Annotated in this window: 26 protein-coding genes; 14 read left to right on the top strand and 12 right to left on the bottom strand. The window is 67.9% G+C overall.

Going from position 1 to position 26236, the window contains the following annotated elements; translation table 11 throughout:
* Positions 1-7: 7 nt before the first annotated feature.
* Complete coding sequence (locus IHE47_RS17910) at positions 8-562, bottom strand: hypothetical protein (protein ID WP_255523501.1); 555 nt, start codon at positions 560-562, stop codon at positions 8-10.
* Here IHE47_RS17910 and IHE47_RS13855 point away from each other — a divergent pair.
* Positions 542-2611, top strand: coding sequence for an AAA family ATPase (locus IHE47_RS13855; RefSeq protein WP_225561982.1), 2070 nt, complete (start codon positions 542-544; stop codon positions 2609-2611). The two genes, IHE47_RS17910 and IHE47_RS13855, sit on opposite strands and share 21 nt — an antisense overlap.
* On the opposite strand, the gene IHE47_RS13860 is transcribed toward IHE47_RS13855, so the two are convergent.
* The 4 genes from IHE47_RS13860 to IHE47_RS13875 all read right to left on the bottom strand — a co-directional run bounded on the left by IHE47_RS13860 (position 2569) and on the right by IHE47_RS13875 (position 7062).
* Positions 2569-3954, bottom strand: coding sequence for an FAD-dependent oxidoreductase (locus IHE47_RS13860; protein WP_192106774.1), 1386 nt, complete (start codon positions 3952-3954; stop codon positions 2569-2571). The genes IHE47_RS13855 and IHE47_RS13860 overlap by 43 nt on opposite strands.
* A gap of 162 nt (positions 3955-4116) precedes the next feature.
* Positions 4117-4917, bottom strand: coding sequence for an amidohydrolase (locus tag IHE47_RS13865; protein WP_192107213.1), 801 nt, complete (start codon positions 4915-4917; stop codon positions 4117-4119).
* Positions 4918-4919: 2 nt separating this feature from the next.
* Positions 4920-6065: a pyridoxal phosphate-dependent aminotransferase gene (locus IHE47_RS13870; protein ID WP_192106776.1), complete on the bottom strand. Its 1146-nt coding sequence runs from the start codon at positions 6063-6065 to the stop codon at positions 4920-4922.
* 40 nt (positions 6066-6105) lie between these two features.
* A complete protein-coding gene (locus IHE47_RS13875; RefSeq protein WP_192106778.1) occupies positions 6106-7062 on the bottom strand; it encodes a LysR substrate-binding domain-containing protein in 957 nt (318 codons plus the stop codon).
* 215 nt (positions 7063-7277) lie between these two features.
* On the opposite strand from IHE47_RS13875, the gene IHE47_RS13880 reads away from it, so the two are divergent.
* The 10 genes from IHE47_RS13880 to IHE47_RS13925 all read left to right on the top strand — a co-directional run bounded on the left by IHE47_RS13880 (position 7278) and on the right by IHE47_RS13925 (position 13411).
* Positions 7278-7631, top strand: a complete 354-nt coding sequence (locus IHE47_RS13880; RefSeq protein WP_225561885.1) for a hypothetical protein — start codon at positions 7278-7280, stop codon at positions 7629-7631.
* 3 nt (positions 7632-7634) lie between these two features.
* Entirely contained in the window at positions 7635-8009 is a 375-nt protein-coding gene (locus IHE47_RS13885) for a GntR family transcriptional regulator (protein WP_077485172.1), read from the top strand.
* The gene (locus tag IHE47_RS13890; RefSeq protein ID WP_192106781.1) at positions 8006-8863 is read left to right on the top strand and encodes an ABC transporter ATP-binding protein; all 858 of its coding nucleotides are present in this window, start codon (positions 8006-8008) and stop codon (positions 8861-8863) included. The genes IHE47_RS13885 and IHE47_RS13890 overlap by 4 nt, the downstream gene beginning before the upstream one ends.
* Positions 8860-9837 carry a hypothetical protein gene (locus tag IHE47_RS13895; RefSeq protein ID WP_225561886.1) on the top strand — a complete coding sequence of 326 codons (978 nt, stop codon included), beginning with the start codon at positions 8860-8862 and terminating at the stop codon, positions 9835-9837. The genes IHE47_RS13890 and IHE47_RS13895 overlap by 4 nt, the downstream gene beginning before the upstream one ends.
* 34 nt (positions 9838-9871) lie before the next feature.
* On the top strand, positions 9872-10585 hold the full coding sequence (locus IHE47_RS13900) for a hypothetical protein (RefSeq protein WP_192106783.1): 714 nt from the start codon (positions 9872-9874) through the stop codon (positions 10583-10585).
* Between the two features lie 38 nt (positions 10586-10623).
* Complete coding sequence (locus IHE47_RS13905; RefSeq protein WP_192106785.1) at positions 10624-11148, top strand: DUF2884 family protein; 525 nt, start codon at positions 10624-10626, stop codon at positions 11146-11148.
* Between the two features lie 44 nt (positions 11149-11192).
* Positions 11193-11588 carry a PDZ domain-containing protein gene (locus IHE47_RS13910; RefSeq protein WP_192106787.1) on the top strand — a complete coding sequence of 132 codons (396 nt, stop codon included), beginning with the start codon at positions 11193-11195 and terminating at the stop codon, positions 11586-11588.
* Positions 11589-11659: 71 nt separating this feature from the next.
* Complete coding sequence (locus IHE47_RS13915) at positions 11660-12346, top strand: DUF4386 domain-containing protein (RefSeq protein WP_255523502.1); 687 nt, start codon at positions 11660-11662, stop codon at positions 12344-12346.
* 39 nt (positions 12347-12385) lie between these two features.
* Positions 12386-12841 (top strand): DUF6326 family protein, encoded by a 456-nt coding sequence (locus IHE47_RS13920; protein ID WP_192106791.1) that lies wholly within the window; start codon positions 12386-12388, stop codon positions 12839-12841.
* Positions 12842-13411, top strand: coding sequence for a hypothetical protein (locus IHE47_RS13925; RefSeq protein ID WP_192106793.1), 570 nt, complete (start codon positions 12842-12844; stop codon positions 13409-13411).
* 54 nt (positions 13412-13465) lie between these two features.
* On the opposite strand, the gene IHE47_RS13930 is transcribed toward IHE47_RS13925, so the two are convergent.
* The gene (locus tag IHE47_RS13930; protein ID WP_192106795.1) at positions 13466-14848 is read right to left on the bottom strand and encodes a class II fumarate hydratase; all 1383 of its coding nucleotides are present in this window, start codon (positions 14846-14848) and stop codon (positions 13466-13468) included.
* 237 nt (positions 14849-15085) lie between these two features.
* Here IHE47_RS13930 and purB point away from each other — a divergent pair, with 237 nt between their 5' ends.
* Positions 15086-16453, top strand: a complete 1368-nt coding sequence (purB, locus tag IHE47_RS13935) for an adenylosuccinate lyase (protein ID WP_192106797.1) — start codon at positions 15086-15088, stop codon at positions 16451-16453.
* A 97-nt stretch (positions 16454-16550) separates the two neighbouring features.
* Here the strand turns inward: purB and gstA are convergent, their stop codons facing one another.
* A complete protein-coding gene (gene gstA, locus IHE47_RS13940; protein ID WP_192106799.1) occupies positions 16551-17159 on the bottom strand; it encodes a glutathione transferase GstA in 609 nt (202 codons plus the stop codon).
* Positions 17160-17213: 54 nt separating this feature from the next.
* Here gstA and IHE47_RS13945 point away from each other — a divergent pair, with 54 nt between their 5' ends.
* Positions 17214-17840, top strand: coding sequence for an alpha/beta hydrolase (locus IHE47_RS13945; RefSeq protein ID WP_225561887.1), 627 nt, complete (start codon positions 17214-17216; stop codon positions 17838-17840).
* Positions 17841-17911: 71 nt separating this feature from the next.
* Here IHE47_RS13945 and cysK read toward each other — a convergent pair whose 3' ends face one another.
* Both cysK and cysG read right to left on the bottom strand, forming a co-directional pair.
* Positions 17912-18853, bottom strand: a complete 942-nt coding sequence (gene cysK, locus IHE47_RS13950) for a cysteine synthase A (protein ID WP_192106801.1) — start codon at positions 18851-18853, stop codon at positions 17912-17914.
* 58 nt (positions 18854-18911) lie between these two features.
* Positions 18912-20381 carry a siroheme synthase CysG gene (gene cysG, locus IHE47_RS13955; RefSeq protein ID WP_192106803.1) on the bottom strand — a complete coding sequence of 490 codons (1470 nt, stop codon included), beginning with the start codon at positions 20379-20381 and terminating at the stop codon, positions 18912-18914.
* A gap of 365 nt (positions 20382-20746) precedes the next feature.
* On the opposite strand from cysG, the gene IHE47_RS13960 reads away from it, so the two are divergent.
* Positions 20747-21766, top strand: coding sequence for a LysR substrate-binding domain-containing protein (locus IHE47_RS13960; RefSeq protein WP_192106805.1), 1020 nt, complete (start codon positions 20747-20749; stop codon positions 21764-21766).
* On the opposite strand, the gene IHE47_RS13965 is transcribed toward IHE47_RS13960, so the two are convergent.
* The 3 genes from IHE47_RS13965 to IHE47_RS13975 form a co-directional block, all read right to left on the bottom strand.
* Positions 21732-22454, bottom strand: a complete 723-nt coding sequence (locus IHE47_RS13965; RefSeq protein ID WP_192106807.1) for a phosphoadenylyl-sulfate reductase — start codon at positions 22452-22454, stop codon at positions 21732-21734. The two genes, IHE47_RS13960 and IHE47_RS13965, sit on opposite strands and share 35 nt — an antisense overlap.
* Entirely contained in the window at positions 22451-24136 is a 1686-nt protein-coding gene (gene cysI / locus IHE47_RS13970; RefSeq protein ID WP_192106815.1) for an assimilatory sulfite reductase (NADPH) hemoprotein subunit, read from the bottom strand. Before cysI ends, IHE47_RS13965 begins: the two co-directional genes overlap by 4 nt.
* A gap of 150 nt (positions 24137-24286) precedes the next feature.
* Complete coding sequence (locus tag IHE47_RS13975) at positions 24287-26113, bottom strand: assimilatory sulfite reductase (NADPH) flavoprotein subunit (protein WP_343227487.1); 1827 nt, start codon at positions 26111-26113, stop codon at positions 24287-24289.
* Positions 26114-26236 lie beyond the last annotated feature (123 nt).

Consider the following 26236-nt stretch of genomic DNA (forward strand, 5'->3'; position numbering starts at 1 on the left):
GCAGGGGTCATGATGGTTCGGTGAGGAAATCGCGAGACTTTGCCGTCACGCGACGACACGAGCTGATCGGGTGGAGCTCTGCATCATGGGGAACGACAGCATTGCCGCAGATGCGGATGCACCCCGCCGGTTCGCGTTTGCGAACGTGGTGATCGATGCCACTGCGCATTGCCTGACTCGCGATGGACAGGAAATGTCCATCGAACCCAAGGCCTTCGCCGTGCTGCTGGAATTCCTGGCCCACCCCGGCCAGTTGCGCAGCCGCGACGAGCTGCTCGATGCCGTGTGGGGCCACAGCTTCGTCACGCCGGGCACGCTCAACCGCCTCGTCGCGCAGCTGCGACGCGCGCTGGGCGACGACAGCGGGAACCCGCGCTGCATCCAGACCGTGCATGGACTCGGTTACCGCTTCATCGCGCCCCTTCACGCCCACCCGCAAGCGCAAGTCCAACCCGCGTTGCGCTTCACCCCGCCCGTGCAGGCCCACCTGCCGGAACGGTCCGGCCAGCTGGTCGGCCGCGAGCGCGACATCGAGGAGCTGGTGCAGGCATTGCGCGGGCACCGGTTGTTGACGATCGCCGGTCCCGGCGGCATCGGCAAGACCCAGGCGGCGCTGGAAACCGCGCGGGTCTGCGCGGCGGATTTCCCCGACGGCGTCTGGTTGTTCGATTGCACGCCGCTGATCGGGGGCGACGCGCTGGTACAGCGGGTCGCCAGCATGTTCGACGTCCGCGGCACCCTCGACGCCAGCGAATTGACTGCGCGGCTCTGCGAGTTGCTGCAGCGGCGCAAGGCGCTGCTGTTGTTCGACAACGCGGAACGGATCGCGGAACCGCTCGCAGCGCTGGCTGACACCCTGTTGGCTGCATGCGCCTCGCTGCACGTGCTGGTGACCAGCCAGCGCCGCCTGAGCTGCGGCAGCGAGTCGCTGTATTGGCTGGAGCCGCTGGCGATTCCGCCGCCGGGCAAATGGAGCACCTGCGACGAAGTCATCGAACTGATGCGGGTACCGGCCGTGCAGTTGTTGCTGCTACGCCTGCACGCGGTCGCCCCCCGGTTTGCGTTGACGCCGTCGAATGCCCCGGCGATCGCGGATATCTGCCGTCGCCTCGATGGCATGCCGCTGGCACTGGAACTGGCCGCGGCGCGCCTGCGCATGCTCAGCCCCGAACAGCTGCTGGCGCGCCTGGACAACCATCTGCTCAACCTTGCCGAAGCCAGCCCGAACCGACCCGCACGGCATCAGACCCTGCACGCGCTGATCGAATGGAGCTACGCGCTGCTTTCCGAAGACGAGCAAGCCCTGTTGCGCGGCCTGGGCGTCTTCGCTGGCGGCTGCACGCTGGGAGGCGCGCACGCGACCGGCGCGGCGTTCGGGCTGGGCGACGTGAAGACGCTCGACCTGCTGGGCGGCCTGATCGACAAGTCCCTGCTCGGCTTCGACGCGGGCGTCAATCCGCCGCGCTACGTGCTGCTCGACAGCGTGCGGCTGTTCGCGCTGGAGCGGCTTGCCGAAAGCGGCGAAGAGGAGCGCGCGCGCGATGCGCACCTGGCGCACTTCGTCGATTTCACCGAGCGCGTGAATGCCGGGATCCTGGGCGAGCTGCAGAAACTCTGGGCCGAGCGCGTCAGGCGCGAAGGGGCCAATCTGCACACCGCCCTCGATTACGCGTTGGCGCAGCCCCGCCGGACCGGGGATGCGCTCGCACTGGTCAGCAACCTCTGCTGGTATTTCCGCGGCGGCATCGACTACCTGCAGCCGGCACAATGGCTGGAGATGGCGTTGCAGGCGAATCATTCGCCCACGCTGCACCGCGCCCGCGCGTTGATCGCCGTCGGCATGGTGATGCATCAGACGCTGGATCACGAGCATGCGGGGACGCGCCTGCGCGAAGGCATTGCGCTGGCCGCCAACCTGGGCGATGCGTTCCTGGCGGGCGCCGGCCAGGCGGTCCTGGCTTTCGAACTCGCGACGTGCGGGGATTTCGCGGGCGCCGAGGCCTGCGTGCAGGCGGCGCTGGCCATCGCAAAGGCGCGCGACGATGCCTGGGTGCGGTCGAATGCCCTGCTCAGCCGCGGCGTCATGCACTCCTTGAACGATCGCCATCGCGAAGCGGAAGCCGACATGAGCGAGGCCGTGGATTGCCTGCCCGTGCACAGCGATTATTTCCAGCGGGCCTACACGTTGATCAATCGCGCCTTGCAGCGCTTCTATCTCGGCGACGCGCGAGGCGCCGCGCAGGACTGGCTATACGACCTGGGCGTGTTCATCCCGCTGCAGAACTGGCGTGGCGCGGCAGGCTGCGTGGAAGGAACGGCATATCTCGCCGCCGAATCCGGCAGGCTCGAGTCGGCGGCGCGATTCCTGGCGGCCGCAGCGCGGGTGCGCGACTGGACCGGTGCACCGCTGATGCCGCAATGGCGGAAAGCGCAGCAGGTCGCGATGCGGGAAGCGCGGGAAGCATTGGGCGTCGCGGAATTCGAGCACGCATGGCAGGCCGGCGCCGCGACGCGCTTCGAGGATGTCGTGGCCGAGGCGCGCGTGCTGCTGTCGGAAATCGCGGCGGCTCAAGTGCCGCGCAGCGGAGCGAGCAGCCCTTCCGGGTCGTAATGCGCGCGTAGCGCGGCAAGCCGCTCGCGCGCCCCCGAATCGTGTGCGCGCGCCCCCAGATCGGCTGTTTCGCCGGCGAAATTCGGCTGCATGCCGCCGCGTGCATGGGGTGCGAGCGCGGTGCGCAGTCCGCGCGTCCAGTCGCGGACGGCGGCGAAACGCTCCGATGCGCCGGCACGCCCGATCACGTTGATGAAGAATGGCGAGTCCCTGTGCGTGAACGCGGTGGCATCGTTCGCGATCCGCGCGACCTCGCCACCGAGATGGTGCACGTGGACTTCGCTCGCCGGGTCGGCCGGAGCCGCGGCGAGCGGAACCAGCGCATCGATCAACGCGTCGTCGAACGCATCGAACTGGGACGTCGTCCAGTAGTAATGGTCGCCTGATGGCGCTGCCGCATCGAAGCTCTGTTGCCAGGCCGCGTAAGGCACGATGCCTTCGTGCCGGCCCAGGGGCTCGGCCCGTCCCGAGATCGGCGCGGCGATCCGTACGCCCTCGGCGGGATCGCCGCTCCAGCAATAGGCGAGCGCCACCACGCGTTTCCCGTGTGCTTCGGCAGGCAGGAACGGCAACGGCGGCGCGGTGGTGAAAACCAGCATCGCGGTGAATGCATCCGGCGCAGTCGGCGTGTACGCACGAAAAGCGCGCAGCAGCGCCGGGGCGGCATCGACCGGATAGAACACGACACCAGCCCCCACGTCGCCCACCTGGTGCAGCCGGTAGGTGTAGCGCGTAACCACGCCGAGGCCGCCTGCCCCACCGCGCAAACCCCAGAACAGATCGGCATGTTCGCGCTCGCTGGCGACGACGCTGCGGCCGTCCGCCAGCACCACGTCGGCTTCGACCAGGTTGTCCACGGCCAGGCCGCAGCGGCGCATCAACCAGCCCACGCCGCCGCCGAGTGTGTAGCCGCCGACGCCGGTGGTCGAGACGAAGCCCCCGGTGGTGGCCAGTCCGTGCGGCGACGTCGCTGCATCCACGTCGCGCCACAGGGCGCCGCCACCGACACGGGCGGTGCGTGCTTGCGCATTCACCTCGACATGGTTCATCGCGCCCAGATCCAGCATCAGCGCATCGTTGCGCACGGCCAACCCGGCCACATTGTGGCCGCCGCCGCGTACCGTCATCGGCAGATGCGCGGCGGCAGCGAACTTGACCGCGGCAATGACGTCATCGGCATCCTCGCAGTGGGCGATGGCCAGCGGGCACCGGTCGATCGCACCGTTCCACACGCGGCGGCGCGACTCGTAACCGGCATCGCCACGCTGCAGCAAGCTGCCGCGCAGTGCCTTGGCCAGGTCCTGCCAGGCGAGCGCGGTTGTGTGACCCGATTCGACGGACATGCTGCCCCCTTTCCCGCAATATGTCGCGGCATCACGAGACCGTGTCATGCCGACTGGCACCCGGCCAGGCAGCATCATGCGCCCGATCGGCGCCCCCGGTCATGATGGAAGCGTTGGGCTTCGATGATGGCGCCGACAACCGCCCACCGGACGGCAGGACGGCTAGTTTGCGTCGAGCGTGAAGGCGTCGGCGTCCATCCACGCCGGGAAGCGCTCGCGATGGGCGAGCAGCGGCACGGGGTCGAGGGTGAGCGTGGTCACCTGTTCCAGCGCGCCGCACTCCACCAGCGCCTCGCCCACCGGGTCGATCACCGCGCTGTCGCCGGCGTAGGACAGGTCGTTGCCGTCCACGCCCACGCGGTTCACGCCGATCACGCAGGCCAGGTTCTCGATCGCGCGGGCGCGCAGCAGGGTGCGCCACGGCTGGCGGCGCGGCGCGGGCCAGTTCGCCACGAAGATGGCGAGGTCGTAGTCCATGCCGCCCGCCGCGCTGGCCAGCCGGCGGTTGCGCAGCCACACCGGGAAGCGCAGGTCGTAGCAGACCTGCGGCAGGATGCGCCACCCCTTCAGCTCCACGATCAGCCGCGCGTTGCCGCCGCCGTAGCGGGTGTGTTCGCCGGCCATGCGGAACAGGTGGCGCTTGTCGTATTGCTCGAACGTGCCGTCCGGGCGCATCCAGATCAGACGGTTGTAGACGGTGCCGCCTTCGCGGATCGCGAGGCTGCCGCAGATCACCGCGTCCACCTCGGCGGCCAGCGCGCGCAACCAGGCCACGCCCTCGCCGTCCATGGTCTCGGCGCTGGCGCCGGTGTCGTTGCTGAAGCCGGAGAGCAGGGTTTCCGGCAGCACGACCAGGTCGCTGCCGCGCGCGCGGCGCACCAGCCCGCCGTAGTAGTCGCGGTTGGCCGGCGCGTCGTGCCAGCGGGTGGCGCCCTGCACCAGCGAAACGGTCAGCGGCTGCAGACTCACAGCTTGCACAGCCGCTCGGCGGCCGCCTCCATGGTGGCGTCGCTCTTGGCGAAGCACAGGCGCAGCAGGCGCGTGCCCGGCGCGGTTTCGCAGAACGGCGTCAGCGGGATCGCCGCCACCCCGCCCCGCTCCACCAGCCAGCGGCTGAAGGCGAGGTCGTCCTCGTCGCGGATGGCCGAGTAGTCCACCAGTTGGAAGTAGCCGCCCGGCACCTCGAGCAGCTTGAAGCGCGACGGCGCCAGCAGCGCGCGGAAACGGTCGCGCTTGGCCTGGTAGAACGCGGGCAGTTCCAGGTAGTGCTGCGGGTCGCTGGCCAGGAACTCGGCGAACGCGGCCTGCGCGGGATGGAAGCTGCAGAACGTGAGGTACTGGTGCACCTTGCGGAACTCCGCGCTGAGCGCACGCGGCGCCACCGCGTAGCCCAGCTTCCAGCCGGTGCAGTGGTAGGTCTTGCCGAAGGAGGAGATCACGAAGCTGCGCGCGGCGAGCTCCGGGTGGCGCAGCACGCTCTCGTGCTGCTTGCCGTCGTAGACGATGTGCTCGTACACCTCGTCGGATAGCACCACGATATCGGTATCGCGCACGATCGAGGCCAGCTCGTCGAGGTCGGCCGCGGAAAGCACCGCGCCGGACGGGTTGTGCGGGCTGTTGACGAGGATCATGCGCGTGCGCGGCGTCACCGCGTCGCGCACGCGCTGCCAGTCCACCGAGAAGGCCGGGGCGACCAGCGGGATATGCACCGCCTTCGCGCCCTGCAGCTCGATCGCCGGCTCGTAGCTGTCGTAGGCGGGATCGAACACGATCACCTCCTCGCCCGCGCGCACCACCGCGGCGATCGCCGCGAACAGCGCCTCGGTGGCGCCGGAGGTGACGGTGATCTCGGCGTCGGCGTCGGGGCGGTGGCCGTACATGCGTTCGGTCTTGGCCGCGATCTGCTCGCGCAGCGGCGCGGTGCCGTGCAGCGGCGCGTACTGGTTCCTGCCCTCGTTCATCGCGCGCGCCAGCGCGTCGCGCAGGCCTTGCGGCGGCTCGAAATCGGGAAAGCCCTGCCCCAGGTTCACCGCCTTGTGCTCCAGCGCGAGCTGGCTCATCACGCTGAAAATGGTGGTGCCGACCTTGGGGAGCTTGGTGTCGATCTTCATCGCGTTGCCGTATGGAAGTCCAAACGAAAGCGTAGCATGGTCACAAGGCGCGCTTCCTGCACTCCTCGTGCTTGCGCAGGGTGGTCGACGGCAGTCGCTCGGCAAGGAAGTCCACCAGCGCGCGCACGCCAGGCAACATGCCGCGGCGGCTGGGATAGATGAAGTGCATGGTGCCTTCCGGCGCGCTCCACTCCGGCAACAGCACTTCCAGCTCGCCGGCGGCCACCGCCGGCGCGCAGACGAACTCCGGCAGCAGGGTCACGCCGACGCCGCGGCGCGCCGCCTCCAGCAGCACGGCGAAGTCGCCGCAGATCAGCCGCGCATCCACTTCCACGTTGACGCGCTCGCCGGCCGAGTCGATCAGCTCCCAGGTCTGCGGGCCTTCGTGCTCCTGCATCGACAGCGCCGGGAATTTCGCCAGCTCGCCGGGATGCCTGGGGCGTCCCAATGTATCGAGCAGCTTGGGGCTGGCCACCGGCAGCACGCGCGACTGGCCAAAGCTGCGCACCACCATGTTGGCATCGGTATCGAGCTTGCTGCGCACGCGGATCGCGAGATCGTAGCCCTCGCCGAGCAGGTCCACGCGGCGGTTGCTGGAAAGCACGCGCACCTGCAAGCGCGGGTACTGCGCCAGGAAGTCCGGCAGCACGTGGGCGAGGACGGTCTGGGTCAGCGACACCGGGCAACTCAGGCGCACCACGCCGCGCGGCTCGGCCCGCAACTCGTCCACCGCCTCCTGTGCGGCACGCGCCTCTTCCAGCACCGCGCGGCAATGCGCGTAGAAACGCTCGCCCACTTCGGTGACCACGAAGCGGCGCGTGGTCCGTTGCAGCAGGCGCACGCCCAGCCGGTCTTCCAGCTGCGCCACCCGTTTGCTGAGCCGCGACTTGGGCATGCCCAAGGCCCGCCCCGCTGCGGAGAAGCCGCCGTGTTCGACCACCGCGGCGAAGAAATACAGGTCGTTGAGATCCTGCAGTGCTCCGATCAATTGCGTCATGGTTGTTTCCCGCTCCGAACGACATCCCCGATCCGGCCAGCTTAATTGCCGGATTGTTTCGAATACACCCATGGTTGCCGAGCTCCCAGGCTCCCGCCACCCCACCCCTGCCATCAGTCATGTTGCCAAACCCGCATTGGATGCTTGACGGTCAAATTTCTAGTGTTATAGTTCACTACAACACCACTCAACGAGTTCACCAGAGGAGCAATGCCATGAACGCGAAGCTCAACTCCAGCAACCCGGCCGCCGCCACCCGCGACGTCTTCACCACCACCCTGGTCCCCGCCCGCCGCTGGATCGCCTCCGCCGTCGCGGTGGTGATGACCAGCCTGACGCTGGCCGTGGTCAGCCTGCCGACCCAGGTGCCCGAAGTGGCGTGGATCAACGGCATCCACGTGACCAACCTAGCGCCGGTCGAAGTCACCCCCACGGCCGCCGACATGAAGGCTGCCCTGCTGGAACACGCCGCGGTGGGTGCCGCCAACGGCGCCGCCGCGCAGCTCGGGGCGCAGCTGGCCATGCCCTACTATTCCTTCGGCACCACGAGCACCAGCAGCAAGGAATAATCCATGACCATCACCTGGAACGACAGCATCCCGATCTATCGCCAACTGCACCAACGCGTGGTGGCGATGATCCTGGATGGCGCCTTGAACGAGGGCGACCCGCTGCCGTCGGTGCGCCAGGTGGCCGCGGATTTCCAGATCAATCCGCTGACCGTGTCGAAGGCGTACCAGGAGCTGGTCGACGAACGCTTGGTTGAAAAAAGGAGGGGGTTGGGCATGTTTGTCATCGAGGGTGCACGCGAAGAACTGCTGAAATCCGAGCGCGAACGCTTCCTGCGCGAGGAATGGCCCGCGCTGTACGCCCGCCTGCAACGGCTGGGCCTGGACCTGAAGACCCTGCTGCGCGAAGCGCCATCCGAACCGGAGAAGCACGCATGAACGCCGTCGTCTCCGCCCGCGGCCTGGGCAAGCGCTACAAGAACGCCGCCGCGCTGGACAACGTGAGCTTCGAGATCCAGCCCGGCCGCATCGTGGGCCTGATCGGCCCGAACGGCGCCGGCAAGACCACCGCGCTGAAGGCCATCCTCGGCCTTACCGATTTCCAGGGCGAGCTGAGCGTGCTGGGCCTGGATCCGCGCAAGCAGCGCGGCAAGCTGATGGAGCAGGTCTGCTTCATCGCCGACGTGGCGGTGCTGCCGCGCTGGATCCGCGTGCGCGAGGCAGTCGACTTCGTCGCCAACACGCATCCGCGCTTCGATCGCAGGAAGTGCGAGGCCTTGCTCGCCCGCACCAAGCTCACGCCCAACCTGCGCGTGAAGCAGATGTCCAAGGGCATGATCGTGCAATTGCACCTTGCGCTGGTGATGGCCATCGACGCGCGCCTGCTGGTGCTGGACGAACCCACGCTGGGCCTGGACATCCTGTACCGCAAGCAGTTCTACCAGAACCTTCTGGAAGACTACTTCGACGAGAACAAGACCATCATCGTCACCACCCACCAGGTGGAGGAAGTCGAGCACATCCTCACCGACCTGATGTTCATCCGCGACGGCCGGATCGTGCTGGACGCCGACATGGACGCCGTGGGCGAGCGCTTCGCCGAAGTGATGGTCGGCGCCGACAAGGCCGCCGAGGTCCGCGCACTGAAGCCGCTGGACGAACGCCAGGTGTTCGGCAAGAGCATCTTCCTGTTCGACGGCATGGCACGCGCGCAACTGGAGGCGCTGGGCGAAGTACGCCGCCCCTCCGTCAGCGACCTGTTCGTCGCCACCATGAAAGGAACCTACGCATGAAAACCCCGGTTCTGAACGAAATGTACTGGCTGGTGAAGCGCGAGTTCTGGGAACACCGCGGCGGCTTCCTGTGGACGCCGGTCATCGTCGGCGGCGTGTTCCTGCTGCTCAACGTGATGGGCATCATCGCCGGCGAGGTGCTTGGCGGCCATTTCGATGGCCACGCGAACTTCATCGGCAACAACATGCACCTGTTCGACCAGGCGCTGTCCAACACCGACTCCGCCAAGATCGGCGCCGGCCTGGACATCATGATGTTCTCCACCAGCGCCATCATCAGCATCGTGCTGGGCTTCGTGGTGTTCTTCTATTTCCTCGGTGCGCTGTACGACGACCGCCGTGACCGCAGCCTGCTGTTCTGGAAGTCGCTGCCTTTGTCGGATACCGCCACCGTGCTCTCCAAGGTCGTGGCCGGCACGGTCCTGGCACCGGTGATCGCGGTGATCTGCGGTGTAGTGACCGGTATTGGCATGTTGCTGCTGTTCGCCATCACGCTGTCCTTCCACGGCATCAGCGTATGGCAATTGTTGACCTACGCACACCCATTCCGCATGACCGCCAACCTGATTGGCGCCATCCCGCTGTACATGCTGTGGGCACTGCCCGCCACGGGCTGGCTGCTGCTCTGCTCCGCTTGGGCGCGCAGCAAACCCTTTCTGTGGGCTGTCGCACTGCCGGTGGCGGTGGGCTTGGTGTTGTGGTGGTTCAACCTGCTGGGCGGCCGCATCATGGGTGGGAACTGGTACTGGCACGACGTGTGCGGCCGCATCCTGCTCAGCGTGTTCCCAGGTGGCTGGATCGGCCCGCAGCACTACGCCGATCTGGGCGGCACCGTGGATCACACGATGGACTTCCTGAGCCTCGGCAACAGCTACAGCGCGATGGCCTCGCCCAGCTTCTGGATCGGCGCCGCCGCGGGCCTCGCCCTGCTGGCCGCCGCCATCTGGCTGCGCCGCTGGCGCGACGACACCTGATATCCCACCGCACTCAAACGGGGAGACATTCACCATGAAAAACAACGCGATCACCGGCAGCCTCCTCGCGCTGGCCCTGCTGTTGCCATTGACGGCTTGCAGCCAATCGCCCGACAGCGGCTCCGGCAGCGACGTGGCGCAAGCCGCGAATGAAGCCCAGCAGCAGGTTTCGCCGTCGGCCATCCATGCGGAAGTCCAGAAGGGCATCGACCAGGCCAAGAAGGAATTGCTGACCGAGGACATCAGCGTCGGCAACGTGCATTTCAACGACAAGGGCAAGCAACACGACGACGGCGACGACGACAGCAAGCTGCCCAAGGCCGTCATCACCCCGCAGGGCACCCTGGTGATCGCGGGCAAGCCGCAGGATGCCACGCCCGAGCAGCACGCCATGCTGGTCGACTATCGCCAGCAGCTGATCGGCATCGCCAGCGCCGGCATGGACATCGGCGCCAGCGGCGCGGACATCGGCGTCGCCGCGGCGAAGCAGGCCATCTTCGGTGCGTTCACCGGCAAGAGCGACAAGGAGATCGAGGCGAGCATCAAGCCGCAGACCGACGCGATCCAGGCCGCCGCCCTGCGCCTGTGCAAGCGGCTACCCGACATGCTGGCCTCGCAGCAGAAGCTGGCCGCCGCGATGCCCGCCTTCCAGCCCTACGCCACGATGACGCAGAAGGACGTCGACGACTGCGGCAAGGACATGGCCGACCAGAACGGCAAGAAGGGTTTTGCCGTCTTCTCCGACTGACCGCACGCCCCTCCGCCCGAACCGAAGGCAGGCCATCCATGAAGGCTCCCGTCCGTCCGCTCCTCCTCGCCACGCTGGCATGCGTACTTGCCGCCTGCAGCACGCCCGACACCGTCATGGAAAACGGCGCCATCGCGCTGTACGGGAACACGGTGACCCTGCGCGTCCCCGGCTCGCCGAACGCCGTGATCGGTGCCGACGGCACGCTCACGGTGGACGGCAAGCCGGTCCCCGCCACGCCCGCCCAGCGTGTACTGCTGGCGCAGTACAACCAGAGCGTGCAGGACGTGCGCAGGACCGGCCTGGCCATGGGCAAGGCCGGCATCGGCATGGCGGCCAAGGCGATCACCGCCGCGGCATCGTCCTCGTCCGGCAATGCAGGCAAGGCGGCGGATGCCGGGGCGGATCAGATGAAAACCCTCAGCCTGGACATCTGCAGGGACACCGCGGCCATCAAGGCCGCGCAGGATCAACTCGCCATGCAACTGGCCGCCTTCAAGCCCTATGCGGCCATCGTCGGCGCCACCAGCGTGACGGACTGCATGAACGACGCGAAGAGCTGACGCCCCAAGCGACCCATACCAACCATCACCGCGGAATCTCCCCCATGCGATACCTAGCCTTGCTGGCATCCCTTGCCATGACGACCGCTTTCGCACTACCCGCCCATGCCGGCGGGCAATACTGGTCGCTCAAGGAGCACAACACCGACGACACCATGACGTGGCACAACTCCGAAAACCATTCGCTCGACCTTGATTCCACGGCTGGCAAAGGCGTTGTGGTCGTCAAGATCGAACCGAGCGACGCTCATGGCCTGCAGGCAGGCGACGTCATCCTCGCCGTGAACGGCCATGCCGTAAGGCACGTGATCGACCTGATCAACCAGGCGAACGCGAACGAACACGGCACCGCGACCCTCGAATTGCAGCGCGGCCACGACAGCAAGCAAATCGTGATCGCCGGCTCCGATCTCTACGCGTTGATCCATCCGCATCCTTGAGCAGGTCTCCAGCCGCACCAATGCAAGGATGAAACATGAGCTCACAAAATCGGAATGCACGGCTGGCCGGCTTGCTCTACCTGCTGGTGGTACTGATCGCGCCTTATCGCCTGATCTGCGTGCCGGCCACTTTGTTCGTGAGCGGCAATGCTTCCGCTACCGTCACAAACATCGCGACCCACGAGATGCTGTTCCGGTTCGGCCTCGCCGCCGACGTGATCTGCGGTGCATTGCAGGCCTTCCTGGTGTTGGCGCTTTACCGCCTGCTTGGCGAGGTGAATCGGCGCCACGGCATCGCGATGTTGCTGATTGGCGGCACGCTGGTGCCGGCGTTGTACTTTTTCAATGTGCTCAACGATGCCGCTGCGCTGCTGCTGGTGCATGGAGGAGGGGCGCTGAACGCGCTCGTGCCGGCGCAACGCACAGCGCTCGCCATGCTGTTCCTCCACTTGCATGGACAAACGGTCAGCGCCGCCGAAGCTCTGTGGGGACTGTGGCTGTTCCCGCTGGCGCTGCTGGTACTTCGCTCGGGCTTCCTGCCACGACTGTTCGGCTACGGGCTGATCCTCAACGGCCTGGCCTATGTGATCCAGAGCCTTGCGTGGGCGTTGTTGCCAGACTGGGAGGACACGCTTTCCAGCGTGCTCGGCCCGCTGCAGTTCGTGGAAGTGCTGTTCATGCTGTGGCTGCTGGCGATGGGCGCGCGGCGCGGTTTCCGACGCCAGCATGACGATGCGCCGGCGCCCGCCGGTGCCTGAAACCGGCCGCCCACCCCACCCGATCCGAGGAGCGCGTTCTTGAACCCGACGACTGCAAGGCCGCTGGAAGACATCAAGGTGCCGGTCAGGCTGAAGCTGGCTGCGCTGTGGACATCCGTGATGTCCTGCTACATCTACGGCGATTTCCTTGGGCTTTACCGGCCCGGGGATATCAAGGGGATCCTGGCTGGAGACGGGCTGCTGGGGCCGGCCAGCCAGGGCTCGCTGCTTGCCGTGGCCATCCTGATCGCCGTTCCAGCCGTGATGATCTTCCTGTCGCTGGTGTTGCTGCCCAGGTTGACGCGCTGGCTGAACATCCTCGTGGGCGCGCTGCTGACCGTGATCGTGCTGATGACGATACCGGGATCCTGGGCGTTCTACGTTTTCCTCAGTGTCATTGAGGTGGTGCTGCAGTCACTCGCCGTGTGGTACGCGTGGCGATGGCCGAGAACCCTGGTCGCTGCTTGCTACGTCACTCAACAGGAGCATGCCTAAATGTCCTACCAACGCGTGATCGGGTTGCTGGCGTTGGCCGCCCTGATGGTCGGCTGCGGCAAAGAATCCGGCAACACCAATGTCATCAGCTTCCGCAGCGGGAGCCAGGTCACCGGTGACATCGCCTTGCGCAAGGATGGCGTCGCCCTGCACGTGCCAGGCGCACCGGAGGCGCTCATCGACGCCGCCGGCGACCTGAGCATCGATCGGCAGCCGGCAACGGTCAACGCCGTCCAGCGCGCATTGCTGCAGGATTACTATCGCAACGCGCAGGCTATTGATGAACACGACCTCGCCACCGACATGGCCGATGCGGCAGCTACCGGGCATGCGATCAAGAGCGTCGTGCAGGATATTGCCAGCGGCAACACCGGCAATATCGACAAGACAACCCAAGCCAAGTCGCCGCAGGTGGCGGAGGCGATCTTGAAGACCTGCCATGACCTGGCCGGCATCAAGGCGGCGCAGGACGGCCTCGCCGGGCAGCTCGCCGCATTCAAACCCTATGCCTGGATTATCGAGGCCGGCGCCATCGGCGGTTGCGAAGCAATGGCCGCTCGACGCGGGTAGCAAACGGCAACGAGTGCCACGGCGCCCGTTGTCGTCGCTTCCCAAGGCGGTCGGTTACTCGCCGTGGATGCCTCCCTCGGTGAGCGCCAGCGGATCGAGGAGCCTCGACAACTCGGCCTTCGGCAGACCGGTGGTTTCCAGCGCCACGTCGATGATCGGCCGCTTCTGCTTGTAGGCCTGCTTGGCGGTGGCCGCGCCCTTCTCGTAACCGATCACCGGGTTCAGCGCGGTGACCAGGATCGGGTTCAACGCCAGCGCCTGCCCCACCCGCGCCTTGTTCACCACGAAGCCGGCGATGGCCTTGTCGGCAAGCAGGCGCGAGACGTTGGCGAGGATGCCCAGGGATTCGAGCAGGTTGTAGGCAATCAGCGGCAGCATCACGTTGAGCTGGAAGTTGCCGGACTGGCCCGCGACGGCGATCGCCGCGTCGTTGCCGATCACCTGCGCGGCCACCATCGCGGTGGCCTCGGGGATCACCGGGTTCACCTTGCCAGGCATGATCGAGGAACCCGGCTGCAGCGCGGGCAGCTCGATCTCGCCCAGCCCCGCCAGCGGGCCTGAATTCATCCAGCGCAGGTCGTTGGCGATCTTCATCAGCGCCACGGCCAGCGCCTTGAGCTGGCCGGACAGCTCCACCGCGTCGTCCTGCGCGGCCATGCCTTCGAAGCAGTTCTCCATTGCCTCGAAGCGGACGCCGGTGAGCTTCTTGAGTTCGCGCGCCACCGCCGCGCCGAACTTCGGGTCGGCATTGATGCCGGTGCCCACCGCGGTGCCGCCCTGCGGCAGACGGCGCATGCGCTTAAGCGCATCCTCGATGCGCGCGATGGCGGTATCGATCTGCGCGGCCCAGCCGGACAGCTCCTGGCCGAAGGTCACCGGCATCGCGTCCATCAGGTGCGTGCGGCCGGTCTTGGCCACGTTGCGCAGCTGGCGTGCGCGCTGTCCGATGGTTTTCTTCAGGTGCTTCAGCGCCGGCAGCAGTTGCTCGTGCGCGAGCAGTGTGGCGCTGACGTGGATCGCGGTGGGGATCACGTCGTTGGAACTCTGCCCGTAGTTGACGTGGTCGTTCGGGTGCACCTTGGCACCGGCCTGCGCGGCGAGGTGGGCGATCACCTCGTTCGCGTTCATGTTGGTGCTGGTGCCCGAGCCGGTCTGGAACACGTCGATGGGGAACTGCGCGTCGTATTCGCCGCCCGCCACCGCCAGCGCGGCCTTGCGGATCGCCGTGGCCTGCCCCTTCTTCAGGTAGCCCAGCCCGAGGTTCGCCTCGGCGGCGGCGGCCTTGATCAGGCCCAGCGCACGGATGAACTCGCGCGGCAGGCGCAGGCCCGAGATCGGGAAGTTGTCGATCGCGCGCTGGGTCTGCGCCCCGTACAGCGCATCAGCGGGTACCTTCAGCTCGCCCATGCTGTCGTGTTCGATGCGGAAGTTGCTCATGGTGGTTCCTTCGGTAAGACGGGAAGCCGGTTGATCCGGAGTATCGAAAACCTCCGTCGCTCCGGCGCAAGCTGGAGCCCCGCGACTTGAAGCCATGCGGAGGCAAAGGCGCTGGATTCCTGCCTTCGCAGGAATGACGAGCCGAAAAGCCGCGATTCGTTGCCAGCCACTATAGGCGCCCGGGCATCGCGCCGCCGTCAATGTAAAATGGCCGTTTCCCCGTGCCGGAACACCCCGATGTCGAACCCCGCCCTCACCGCCCTGTCGCCGCTGGACGGCCGTTATGCCGGCAAGGTCGAGCCGCTGCGCCCGATCTTCAGCGAGTTCGGCCTGATGCACCGCCGCGTGCACGTGGAGATCGAATGGCTGCTGGCGCTGGCCGCCGAACCGGGCATCGCCGAACTGCCGCCGTTCACGCCGGCGCAGGCGACGCGGCTGCGCGCCATCGCCAGCGGCTTCGCCGTCGAGGACGGCGCGCGCATCAAGGCCATCGAGGCCACCACCAACCACGATGTGAAGGCGGTGGAGTACTTCATCAAGGAACGCATCGGCAACGACGACGCGCTGGCCCAGGCGAAGGAATTCGTGCACTTCGCCTGCACCAGCGAGGACATCAACAACCTGTCCTATGCACTGATGCTGCGCGACGCGCGCGCGCAGGTGCTGCTGCCGGCCTTCGACGGCATCATCGCCAGACTGCGCGAGCTGGCGCACACCAACGCCGCGTTGCCGATGCTCTCGCGCACCCACGGCCAGACCGCCTCGCCCAGCACGCTGGGCAAGGAACTGGCGAACGTGGTGGCGCGCCTGGAGCGCCAGCACCAGCAGCTGGCAGCACTGGAAGTCCCGGGCAAGATCAACGGCGCCGTGGGCAACTACAACGCCCACGCCATCACCTATCCGGAAATCGACTGGCGCGCGTTCTCGCAACGCTTCGTGGAAAGCCTGGACCTGGACTACAACCCCTACACCACGCAGATCGAGCCGCACGACGGCGTGGCCGAGTACTGCGATGCGGTGCGCCGCGCCAACACCATCCTGATCGACCTCGCGCGCGACGTATGGGGCTACATCTCGCTGGGCTACTTCAAGCAGAAGCTCAAGGAGGGCGAGGTCGGCTCGTCCACCATGCCGCACAAGGTCAACCCGATCGACTTCGAGAACGCCGAGGGCAACTTCGGCCTCGCCAACGCATTGCTCGGGCATTTCGCGGAAAAATTGCCGATCAGCCGCTGGCAGCGCGACCTCACCGACTCCACCGTGCTGCGCGCGCTGGGCACCGCCTTCGGCCACACCCTGGTGGCGCTGGAATCGCTGCAGAAGGGCCTGGGCAAGCTCACCGTCAACGCCGACCGCCTCGCCGCCGACCTCGACGCCAGCTGGGAAGTGCTGGCCGAGGCGGTGCAGACCGTGATGCGCCGCTACGGCCTGCCGCAGCCCTACGAGCAGCTCAAGGCGCTGACCCGCGGCCAGGGCATCACCAAGGAGTCGATGCGCGAATTCATCGGCAAGCTGGAACTGCCCGCCGAGGCGAAGCAGCGCCTGCTCGCCCTCACGCCGGGCGGTTACATCGGCCTGGCCGAAGGGCTGGCCAGGGACATCTGATCCCCGCCGCCATCCCGGCGCAGATCGGGATGAAGGGCAAAGGCAAAGGGCCGCGCGTTCATGACGCGCGGCCCTTTCTGCATCCGAAGCTCGGGAGTTACTTGATCAACCCCTCCTCCCGCATCGCCCGCTGCACGGCGGGGCGTTCCGCCACGCGATGCTGGAAGGCCGCCAGGGCCTCGAACTCGCCGAGGTCGAGCTTGACGATGCGCGCCCAGTTGGTGACCACGAACAGATAGGCGTCGGCCACCGTGAACTGCTCGCCGGTGAGGTAGGGCTGGCGGTTGAGGATGCCCTCGATATAGCCGTAGCGACGCTTGAGGTAGGCGCTGCGCTCGGCCCTGACCTCGTCCGTCGACGCCGGGTTGAACAGCGGGCTGTAGCTCTTGTGCAGCTCGGAGTTGATGTAGGTGAGGATTTCCTGCAGGCGGTAGCGCGCCAGCGTGCCGTTCGGCGGGGCCAGGCCGCTTTCCGGCTTGAGGTCGGCCAGGTACTGCACGATGGCCGGGCCCTCGGTGAGCACCTCGCCGTCGTCCAGCCGGATCGCCGGCACGTAGCCCTTGGGGTTCACCTCGAGGAAGTTCTCGCCCGACTCGGTGACCTTGGTGGCCCGGTCGACCTTGTCCAGCGTGACCGGAATACCGGCTTCGAGCGCCACGATGTGCGGCGAGAGCGAGCAGGCGCCGGGGAGGTAATAGAGCTTCATGCGGGGGACTCCTGATGGGGTGCAGGGAAACGGATCGAGCGACCCGATCCACGCATGCTAGCCAACCTGTCCGCCATCGGGTACATCTGGACCACCCTGCGCTTGCGGTTTGCCCCGGGCGTCCATCGCAGCCATTCCTTAGGAGCCCCGATGCCAGCAACGGTCCTCGTCTTCCCCGGCATCGGAAATTCGGGACCGCTGCATTGGCAGTCGCTCTGGCAACGATCCAACCCGGAATTCGTCCGCATCGCGCAACGCGACTGGGACCATCCGGTCTGCGAGGAATGGGCCGATGCCCTTGAAGATGCGGCCCGGCGCCTCGGCCCGTCGACGGTCGTCGTCGCGCACAGTCTGGCCTGCCTTGCCGTCTCCCGTTGGGCCGCGAAGGCGCATTCGCCCATCAAGGCAGCCTTGCTCGTCGCCGTGCCCGATCCGGACGGCCCCGGTTTCCCGGCGGAGGCGGTCGGCTTCGCGCCCTTGCCGATGCAGCGCTTCTCTTTCCCGAGCGTCGTCGTCGCCAGCAGCGACGACCCGTACGCCTCGCTGGCGCACGCGCAGGCCTGCGCCGATGCCTGGGGCAGCCATCTGGTCCACATCGGTGCCGCCGGGCACATCAACGCCAGCAGCGGCCTTGGAGAGTGGCCTGAAGGCCGTGCGTTGCTGCGACAACTCTGCGACTGACCCGTCATCGCGCCAGGCCTGCGCGAAAAGCCGCGCAGGCCGTCGCATTCAATCCCTGGTGCAGCGGGCCATCACTCCACCTCGTCCGACCCTTCGTTGACACCCTCGAACAGGAAGGTGGAGAGGTAGCGTTCGCCGGTGTCGGGCAGCATCGCGAGCAGCACCGAGCCTTCGGGTGCGCCCTGCGCCACCTGCAACGCGGCAGCCAGGGTGGCACCGGAGGAGATGCCGGTGAAGATGCCTTCCTTCTGCGCCAGTGCACGCGAGGTATCGCGGGCCAAGGTGTCGTCCACCGTCACCAGCTGGTCGACCACCTTGGGGTTGAGCACGGCGGGCACGAAGTCCGGGGTCCAGCCCTGGATCTTGTGCGGCGCCCACTCCTTGCCGCCCAGCAGCGAGGCACCCGCCGGCTCGGTGGCTATCACCTTCACTTCCGGCCGCGCCACCTTGAGCACCTCGCCCACGCCGGTGAGCGTGCCGCCGGTGCCCCAGCCGCTGACGAAGTAGTCGAGGCGGCGGCCGGCGAAGTCGCCCAGGATTTCCGGCGCGGTGGTCTGCCGGTGGTAAGCCGGGTTGGCCGGGTTGTCGAACTGGCTGGCAAGGAACCAGCCATGCTTGTCGGCCAGCTCCTGCGCCTTCGCCGACGCACCGCTGCCACGCAAGGCCGCCGGGGTGAGCAGCACCTTGCCGCCATAGGCACGGATCAGCTTGCGCCGTTCGATCGAGAAGGAGTCCGGCAACACCGCCACGAACGGGTAACCACGTGCCGCGCACACCGCAGCCAGCGCCACGCCCGTATTGCCGGAAGTGGACTCCACCACGGTCTGGCCGGGCTTGAGCACGCCACGCTGCTCGGCGTCGAGGATGATGGCGAGCGCGAGGCGATCCTTCACCGAACCGGCGGGATTGAACGCCTCCACCTTCACGTACACCTCGACGTGCTTCGGGGCGAGCCGATGCAGGCGGACGATGGGGGTCTTGCCGATGGTGTCGAGGATGCTGTCGTAGATCATGGCGGGGCTCCGGGTGATGGCCGCACGCGATCATGCGCGCGGGGATGCAAGGTTTCCGTCAAGCGCGGCGGCGGACGGGTTCGCGGTTTATCTGCGTTGTGCGCAGCGGGCGCAAGTGCTGCGGCGCGGGGACGGATTCGCCCAGGGGCGGCGCACCGAACCAGGCCAGCCGCCCGGCCAGCGCGGCCACCTCGCCCAGTATCAACAAGGCGGGCGAACGCACCGCATGGGCCAGCGCACGTTCGGGCAGGTTGGCCAGCGTGCCGGTGACCACGCGCTGGTCGGGGCGCGAGCCGTTCTCGATCAGGGCGAACGGGGTGGTGGCGGCACGTCCGTGCGCAAGTAGCCGCTCGCGCAGGCTGTCGAGGCCGGCCACGCCCATGTACACAGCGAGGGTCTGGCGCTCCTGCGCCAGGGCGGGCCAGTCCAGCGTGTCCAGCGATTCGCGGCAGTGCGCGGTGACGAAGCGCACCGACTGCGCATGGTCGCGATGGGTGAGCGGCACGCCGGCGTGCGCCGCGCAGGCCAGCGCGGCGGTGATGCCGGGCACCACTTCATAAGGGATGCCGTGGCCGCGCAGGAATTCCAGCTCCTCGCCGCCGCGGCCGAACACGAAGGGATCGCCGCCTTTCAGGCGTACCACGCGGCGACCGGCGAGCGCATGTTCGAGCAGCAACGCATGGATCTCGTCCTGCGTGCTGTGGTGATTGCCGGCCTGCTTGCCCACCTCGATGCGCTCGGCGTCGCGGCGCGCCAGTTCCAGCACCTCGGCGCTCACCAGGCGGTCGTGCAGGATCACGTCGGCCTCGTTCAGTGCACGCAATCCGCGCAGGGTCAAAAGGCCGGCATCGCCGGGGCCCGCGCCCACCAGCACCACCGAGCCGGCCTGTCCGGCGGGCGCCGCACGCAGCGCCTGCTCGGCGGCAAGCGCGGCCTGCTCCGGCTGTCCCTTGCGCAACAGCGCGGCCACCGGCCCGGAGAACAGTTCCGTGTAGAAACGCCGCCGCGCGGCGAGATCGGGATGGCGGCGGCGGATGCGCTTGCGCAGGCGCGCCGCCAGCTGGGCCAGCGGGCCCAGCGAATGGTCGAGCAGGGTTTCCAGCCGCTCGCGCACCAGCCGCGCCAGCATCGGCGCCGCGCCGCCGCTGGAAATCGCCACCACCAGCGGCGCGCGGTCGATCACCGCCGGCACGTGGAAGCTGGACAGTTCCGCGTCGTCCACCACGTTGACGAACACGCGCCGCAGGCCGGCCAGTTCGGCGACGCGGGCGTTGAGTGCGCGGTCGTCGGTGGCGGCCACCACCAGCCAGGCGTACTCGAGCCACGCCGGCGAAAACTCGCCGGCACGGTGCGCGATGCGCCCTTGCCGCGCCAGGCGCTGCAGTTGCGGTGTCAGCGCGGACGCCCCCACGGTCACCTGGGCGCCCGCCGCCAGCAGGGCCGCCGCCTTGCGCTCCGCCACGACGCCGCCGCCCACCACCAGCACGGCGCGTCGGGAGAGGTCGGCGAACAGCGGATACAGCTTCATGGCGCGCTCTTTGGCAATGCATTGGCGGAGCGGGCCACGCTACGCACGGCACCGCGGGTGCGGAAATGAATTTGGCGGCATGGCATATGCCTGCGAAGCATGAAACCGGAACCGCCGGGCGCCAAGGAGCTTCACCACCCATCAATACAGAAGGAAGAAAGCACAATAAATCCATAAAACACTTTGAACGTCTATACGTATAGACGTCCGAACAAAAAAGCATATAGACTCGCAAGCATGGCCAGCATCCACGCCAGGAAAGCATCATCCGGAACCGGACCGACACGAGGCCTGGCGATGCGATGTATGCGCGCGAAACACGCCGATTCGCCGCACATGCTCCCGCCCTGAACCACTGGACCGCCATGACCCTCACCCAGCTCCGCTACCTCGTCGCCATCGCCGACTGCCGCCTCAACATCACCGCGGCCGCCGAGCGCGTGCACGCCACCCAGCCCGGCGTGAGCAAGCAGCTCAAGCAACTGGAGGACGAACTCGGCCTGCTGCTGTTCATCCGCAAGGGCAAGAGCCTGGATTCGGTCACCGACGCCGGCGCGCGGGTGATCGAACGCGCACGCATCATCCTGGCCGAGGCGCTGAACATCCGCTCCATCGCCGCCAACCTGCGCAACGAGGCGCACGGCGAGCTGCGCATCGCCACCACGCACACGCAGGCGCGCTTCGCCCTGCCCGCCTCCATCGCCGCGCTGAACCGCAGCTACCCGCAGGTGAGCGTGCACCTGCAGCCCAGCGGCGATGCCGAAGTGCTGGACCTGCTGGAGAGCGGCCGCGTCGACCTCGCCGTGGTGAGCACCTCGGGCGCGGCGCCGGCCGGCGGCATCGCCTTCCCCGCCTACCGCTGGAGCCGCGTGGTGCTGGCGCCGCAGGATCATCCGTTGGCGAAGCAGGGCCGCGCGCCCACGCTGGACGAACTGGCCGCGCAGCCGCTGGTGAGCTACGACTCCTCGAAGCGGCCGGAATCCTCGCTGCGCCGCGCCTTCGCCACGGCCGGGCTGGCGCCGCAGATCGCGATGACCGCCGCCGACGCCGACCTGATCAAGACCTACGTGCGCGCCGGCATGGGCGTGGGCGTGCTGGCCGAGATGGCCCTGCAGCCGGGCGAAGACGCCGACCTGCGCGTGATCGAGGCCGATGCGCTGCTGCCCCTGTGCACTACCTGGATCGTGCTGCGCAAGGACAGCGTGCTGCGCGACTACACGCTGGAATGGATCGCGCAGTTCGCGCCGCACCTCGACCGCAACGACGTGCGCCGCCAGCTCACGCTGGGCATCGCGCCGGAGAAGCCGCCGCGCGTGCCGCACTGGCGCGAACAGCTGGCGGCGACGCCGATCACGGCATCTCGTGCAGCCCGCATTCGCGCTTGAGCCCGAAGAAGCGGGTGTCCTCGGCATCCATGCCCGGCTCCCAGCGCTGCGTGGTGTGGGTGTCGCCGATGGAGATGTAGCCCTGCTCCCATAGCGGGTGGTAGGGCAGGTCGTGCTTCTGCAGGTAGCGGCCCACGTCGCGGTCGCTCCAGTCGGCGATGGGGTGCAGCTTCCAGCGCCCTTGCCGCCATTCCACGAAATCGATGGCGCGGCGGCTGCGCGACTGGTCGCGACGCAGCCCCGCGAACCAGCCCTGCACGCCCAGTTCGGCCAGGGCGCGCTGCATCGGTTCGATCTTGCGGATGCGGTTGTAGCGGTCCAGCCCCTCGATGCCCTGCTCCCACAGCCTGCCGTAGCGCGCCTCGGCCCAGGCACGGCCGATGGCCGGGCGATAGACCTTGAGGTTGAGCGACAGCCGCTCGCTGAGCGTATCGACGAACTGGTAGGTCTCGGGAAACAGGTAGCCGGTGTCGATCAGGATCACCGGGATGTCCGGCTCGTGGCTGCCGAGCAGGTGCAGCGATACCGCCGCCTGCGCGCCGAAACTGGAGGACAGCGCGTGCGCGCCGGGCACGTGCTCCAGCATCCAGCGCACGCGCGTCTCGGCGTCCCGCCGGCCCAGCCAATGGTTGAGCGCGAGCAGCGCCTCGGTGTCGTGGCCATCCACGGGGAGTTGCGGCGCGCTCATGCCACCACCTCTGCGGCGATCTTCCGGTTCTTCAGCACGCCGCTGCGCAGCAGGAAGTCGCCGAAGTGTTCATTGGGCGTCCGCTCCCCGGCGTAGCGGGCGAACAGGCCGTCCAGCGCGTCGAGCAGGGTCGCCTCGTCCACGTTCTCGCGCCAGGCCTGGTTGAGCCGCTGGCCGCTGAAGTCAGCGCCCAGGCGCAGGTCGTAACGGCCGATCGCCCGTCCCACCAGCGCGATCTCGCCGAGGTAGGGCCGCGAGCAGCCGTTGGGGCAGCCGGACAGGCGCAGCAGGATGGGTGCATCGAGCAGGCCGTGGCGGTCCAGCAAGGCTTCCAGCCGGGGCAGCAGCTGCGGCAGGTAACGCTCGCTCTCGGCCATCGCCAGGCCGCAGGTGGGCAGCGCCACGCAGGCGATGGCATGGCGGCGGATGCCGCTGTAGCGGCGGTAGCCGCCCATGCCGTGCGCATCCACGATGGCATCGATGGCCGCACGGTCCGCCTCGGCCACGCTGGCGATGATCAGGTTCTGGTTGCAGGTGAGCCGGATGTCGCCGGTGTGCACGCGCGCGATCTCGCGCATGCCGCTGAGCCAGCGCGCCTCCCCGCTGTCCACGAGGCGACCGGACTCCACCTGCAGGGTGAGGTGCCAGCGGCCGTCGTGGCCTTCGGTCCAGCCGTAGCGGTCGCCGTTGTGGTCGAAGTGGAACGGCCGCTCCGCCTCCAGCGCGAAGCCGGCGCGCTGCTCGATCTCCGCCCTCACTGCGGCCAGGCCATGGGTGTCGATGGTGTACTTGAAGCGCGCGTGCTTGCGCTCCTCGCGATTACCCCAGTCGCGCTGCACGGCGATGATGGCCTCGGACAGCTCCAGCAGGCGCTCCGGCGCCACGAAACCGATCACGCTGGCGAGGCGCGGATACGTGGTGGGATCGCCGTGCGTGGCACCCATGCCGCCGCCGATGGCCACGTTGAAGCCCACCAGTTCGCCGCGCTCCAGGATCGCGAGCAGGCCGAGGTCCTGCGCGAACACGTCGACGTCGTTGAGCGGCGGGATCGCCACGCCGATCTTGAACTTGCGCGGCAGGTAGGTGGGGCCGTACAGCGGCTCGTTCTCCGCTTCGGCCGCCTCGCCCACCAGCTTCTCGCCGTCCAGCCAGATCTCGTGGTAGGCGCGCGTCCTCGGCTTGAGATGCTCGGACAGCCTGGCCGCCCAGGCATAGGCCTCGGCATGCGCCTGCGACTGCACCGGGTTGGTGTTGCACACCACGTTGCGGTTGACGTCGCCGCAGGCGGCGATCGTGCTGGCCAGCGCGGCGTCGATGGCGGCGATCGTCGGCTTGAGGTTGCGCTTGACGATGCCGTGCCACTGGAAGGTCTGCCGCGTGGTGATGCGCAGGCCGCTGGAGGCGTAGTCGCTGGCGATCCTGTCGAAGGCCAGCCACTGCGCCGGCGTCATCACGCCGCCCGGCAGGCGCGCGCGCACCATGAAGGCATAGGCCGGCTCCAGCTTCTGCTTGCGGCGCTCGTCGCGGATGTCGCGGTCGTCCTGCTGGTAGCTGCCATGGAACTTCAGCAGTTTGTCGTCGTCTTCGCTGATCGCCCCGGTGACCGGATCGGCCAGTCCTTCGGCGATGCTGCCGCGCAGGAAGCGACTGGCGGCCTTGATGTGTTCGAGATGGGAGGGCATGGGGATGGCTTGCTTCTTTTTGAAAGTGCCGCCATGGGTGGCGGCTTCTTGATACTCGCGCCCATGGACGAGCGCATGGATTCCTGGAGTGCAGCGATGGATGGCTGCTTTCTCGACTCTCGCGTTCACGGACGAACGCGGAAACAGCCCTCAATACACATCCCGCGCATATCGCCCCTCCTGCAACAGTTCGGTCAGCCAGCCGCGGGCGTCTTCGACGGACAGGCCGCCGTGCGTGACGGCCACTTCCACCAGCGCCTCATGAACATCCTTCGCCATGTGCGTGGCATCGCCGCAGACGTAGAGATGGGCGCCTTCGCGCAACCACGCGTACAGTTCGCGGCCCTGCTCCCTAAGCCTGTGCTGCACATAAGTCTTGGCGGCTCCATCGCGCGAGAACGCGAGATCGAGGCGATTGAGCGCACCATCCTTGAGCGCCTGCTGCCATTCGACCTGGTAGAGGAAGTCCTGCGCGAAATGGCGGTTGCCGAAGAACAGCCAGTTGCGCCCGGTGGCGCCCACGGCCTGGCGCTCCTGCACGAAGGCGCGGAACGGCGCCACGCCGGTGCCGGGACCGATCATGATGATGTCGCGGCCGGCGTCGTCCGGCAGGCGGAAGCGCTCGTTCGCCTCCACGAACACCGGCACGCGCGTTTCATCGTCTGCGGAAGCGAGGAAGGACGAAGCCGCGCCGAAGTGCTCGCTGCCATGCGCGTGGTAGTTCACCACGGCCACGGTGAGGTGCACCTCGTCCTCGCCCACCGCCTTCGGGCTGGAGGCGATGGAATACAGGCGCGGCGTGAGCGGGCGCAGCGCCGCCACCAGTTGCTCCGCGCTCCAGTCCACCGGATGGCGGCGCAGCAGGTCGATGGGCTGGTGCGTGTCGAGCAGGCGGGCCAGCGCCTCGCGCTGCTCCGGTTCCAGCACGCGCGCCAGTTCCGCGTCACCACTGGCCGCGGCATGCGCGGCCAGCAGCGGGCGACTGAGCCTGGTCAGTTCGCGCTCCTGCGCCAGCCAGCGCGCCAGCGGCAGGCGGCGCCCTTCGTGCGCCACTTCCTGCCCGCCATCGAGGCGCAGCAGGCGCAGGTAGTCGTCCACCAGCGCGGGCGGGTTGCGCGGCCACACGCCCAGCGCGTCGCCCGGCTCGTAGCGCAGGCCCGAACCCTGCAGGGAGAGTTCGAGATGGCGCACCTCGCGATCGCTGTCGCGCGAAACGATGCGCTGGTTGTCCAGCACCTCGGCGGCAAACGGATGCTCGCGGCCGTGCAGCGCGCTGTTCACCGCGTGCAGGGCCGGGCGGGGGCTGACCACGCCCGAGGCCGCGGGAGCGCCAAGCACCTCGCGCGCCTTCTCCAGCACGCCGTCGCTCCAGCTTGCACTGGATGCCTCGAAATCCACGTCGGCCTCGCCCAGCCCGGCGAAGCGCCGCGCCCCCAGCTCGGCGAAGCGCGCGTCCAGCCGGCGGCTCACCGCGCAGAACTGCGGGTAGCTCGAATCGCCCAACCCCATCACGGCGAACTGCAGCTGCGGCAGCCTGGGCGCGCGCTTGCCGGTGAGGAACTCGACGAAGCCGATGGCATCGTCCGGCGGATCGCCGTCGCCCTGGCTGCTGATGACCAGCGCGAGATGCTGCTCCTGCGCCAGCTCGCGCACGGGATAGGCACCGGTGCGCAGCAGCCGCACGCCCAGCCCCGCCGCGGTGGCGCGCTCGGCCAGCCGTTCGGCCACCCGGCGCGAATTGCCGGTCTGGCTGCCGTAGAGCACGGTGAGGCGCCCGGCCGCGGCGGTGTTCGCCGCCTCGGGCGGGGCGGCGGCCGGCAGCGCGACGCGCGTGGCCTGCGCCGCCAGCGCGGCCGTCCACGCCGAGATCCAGTACAGGTCGGCCGGCGGCAGGCCTTCGGTCAACCGGTTCAGCAGCGCGAGCCGTTCCGCGGCAAGCGCCGGCGTCGGCAGGATCGGGCGTGTGGCAGCACTCACGTGACTTTCCTTTTGGACGTCCAAACGTCCATTCGCACATGCTATTTCCGCCATGCCGATGTAAAGAAAACATTTATGGGCATGTGCTTATGCGGGTCGCTCATTTCCGGCACCCCGGCGCGC

It is taken from the genome of Rhodanobacter sp. DHB23 (assembly GCF_014842975.1).
In the GTDB taxonomy this organism is placed as follows: domain Bacteria; phylum Pseudomonadota; class Gammaproteobacteria; order Xanthomonadales; family Rhodanobacteraceae; genus Rhodanobacter_A.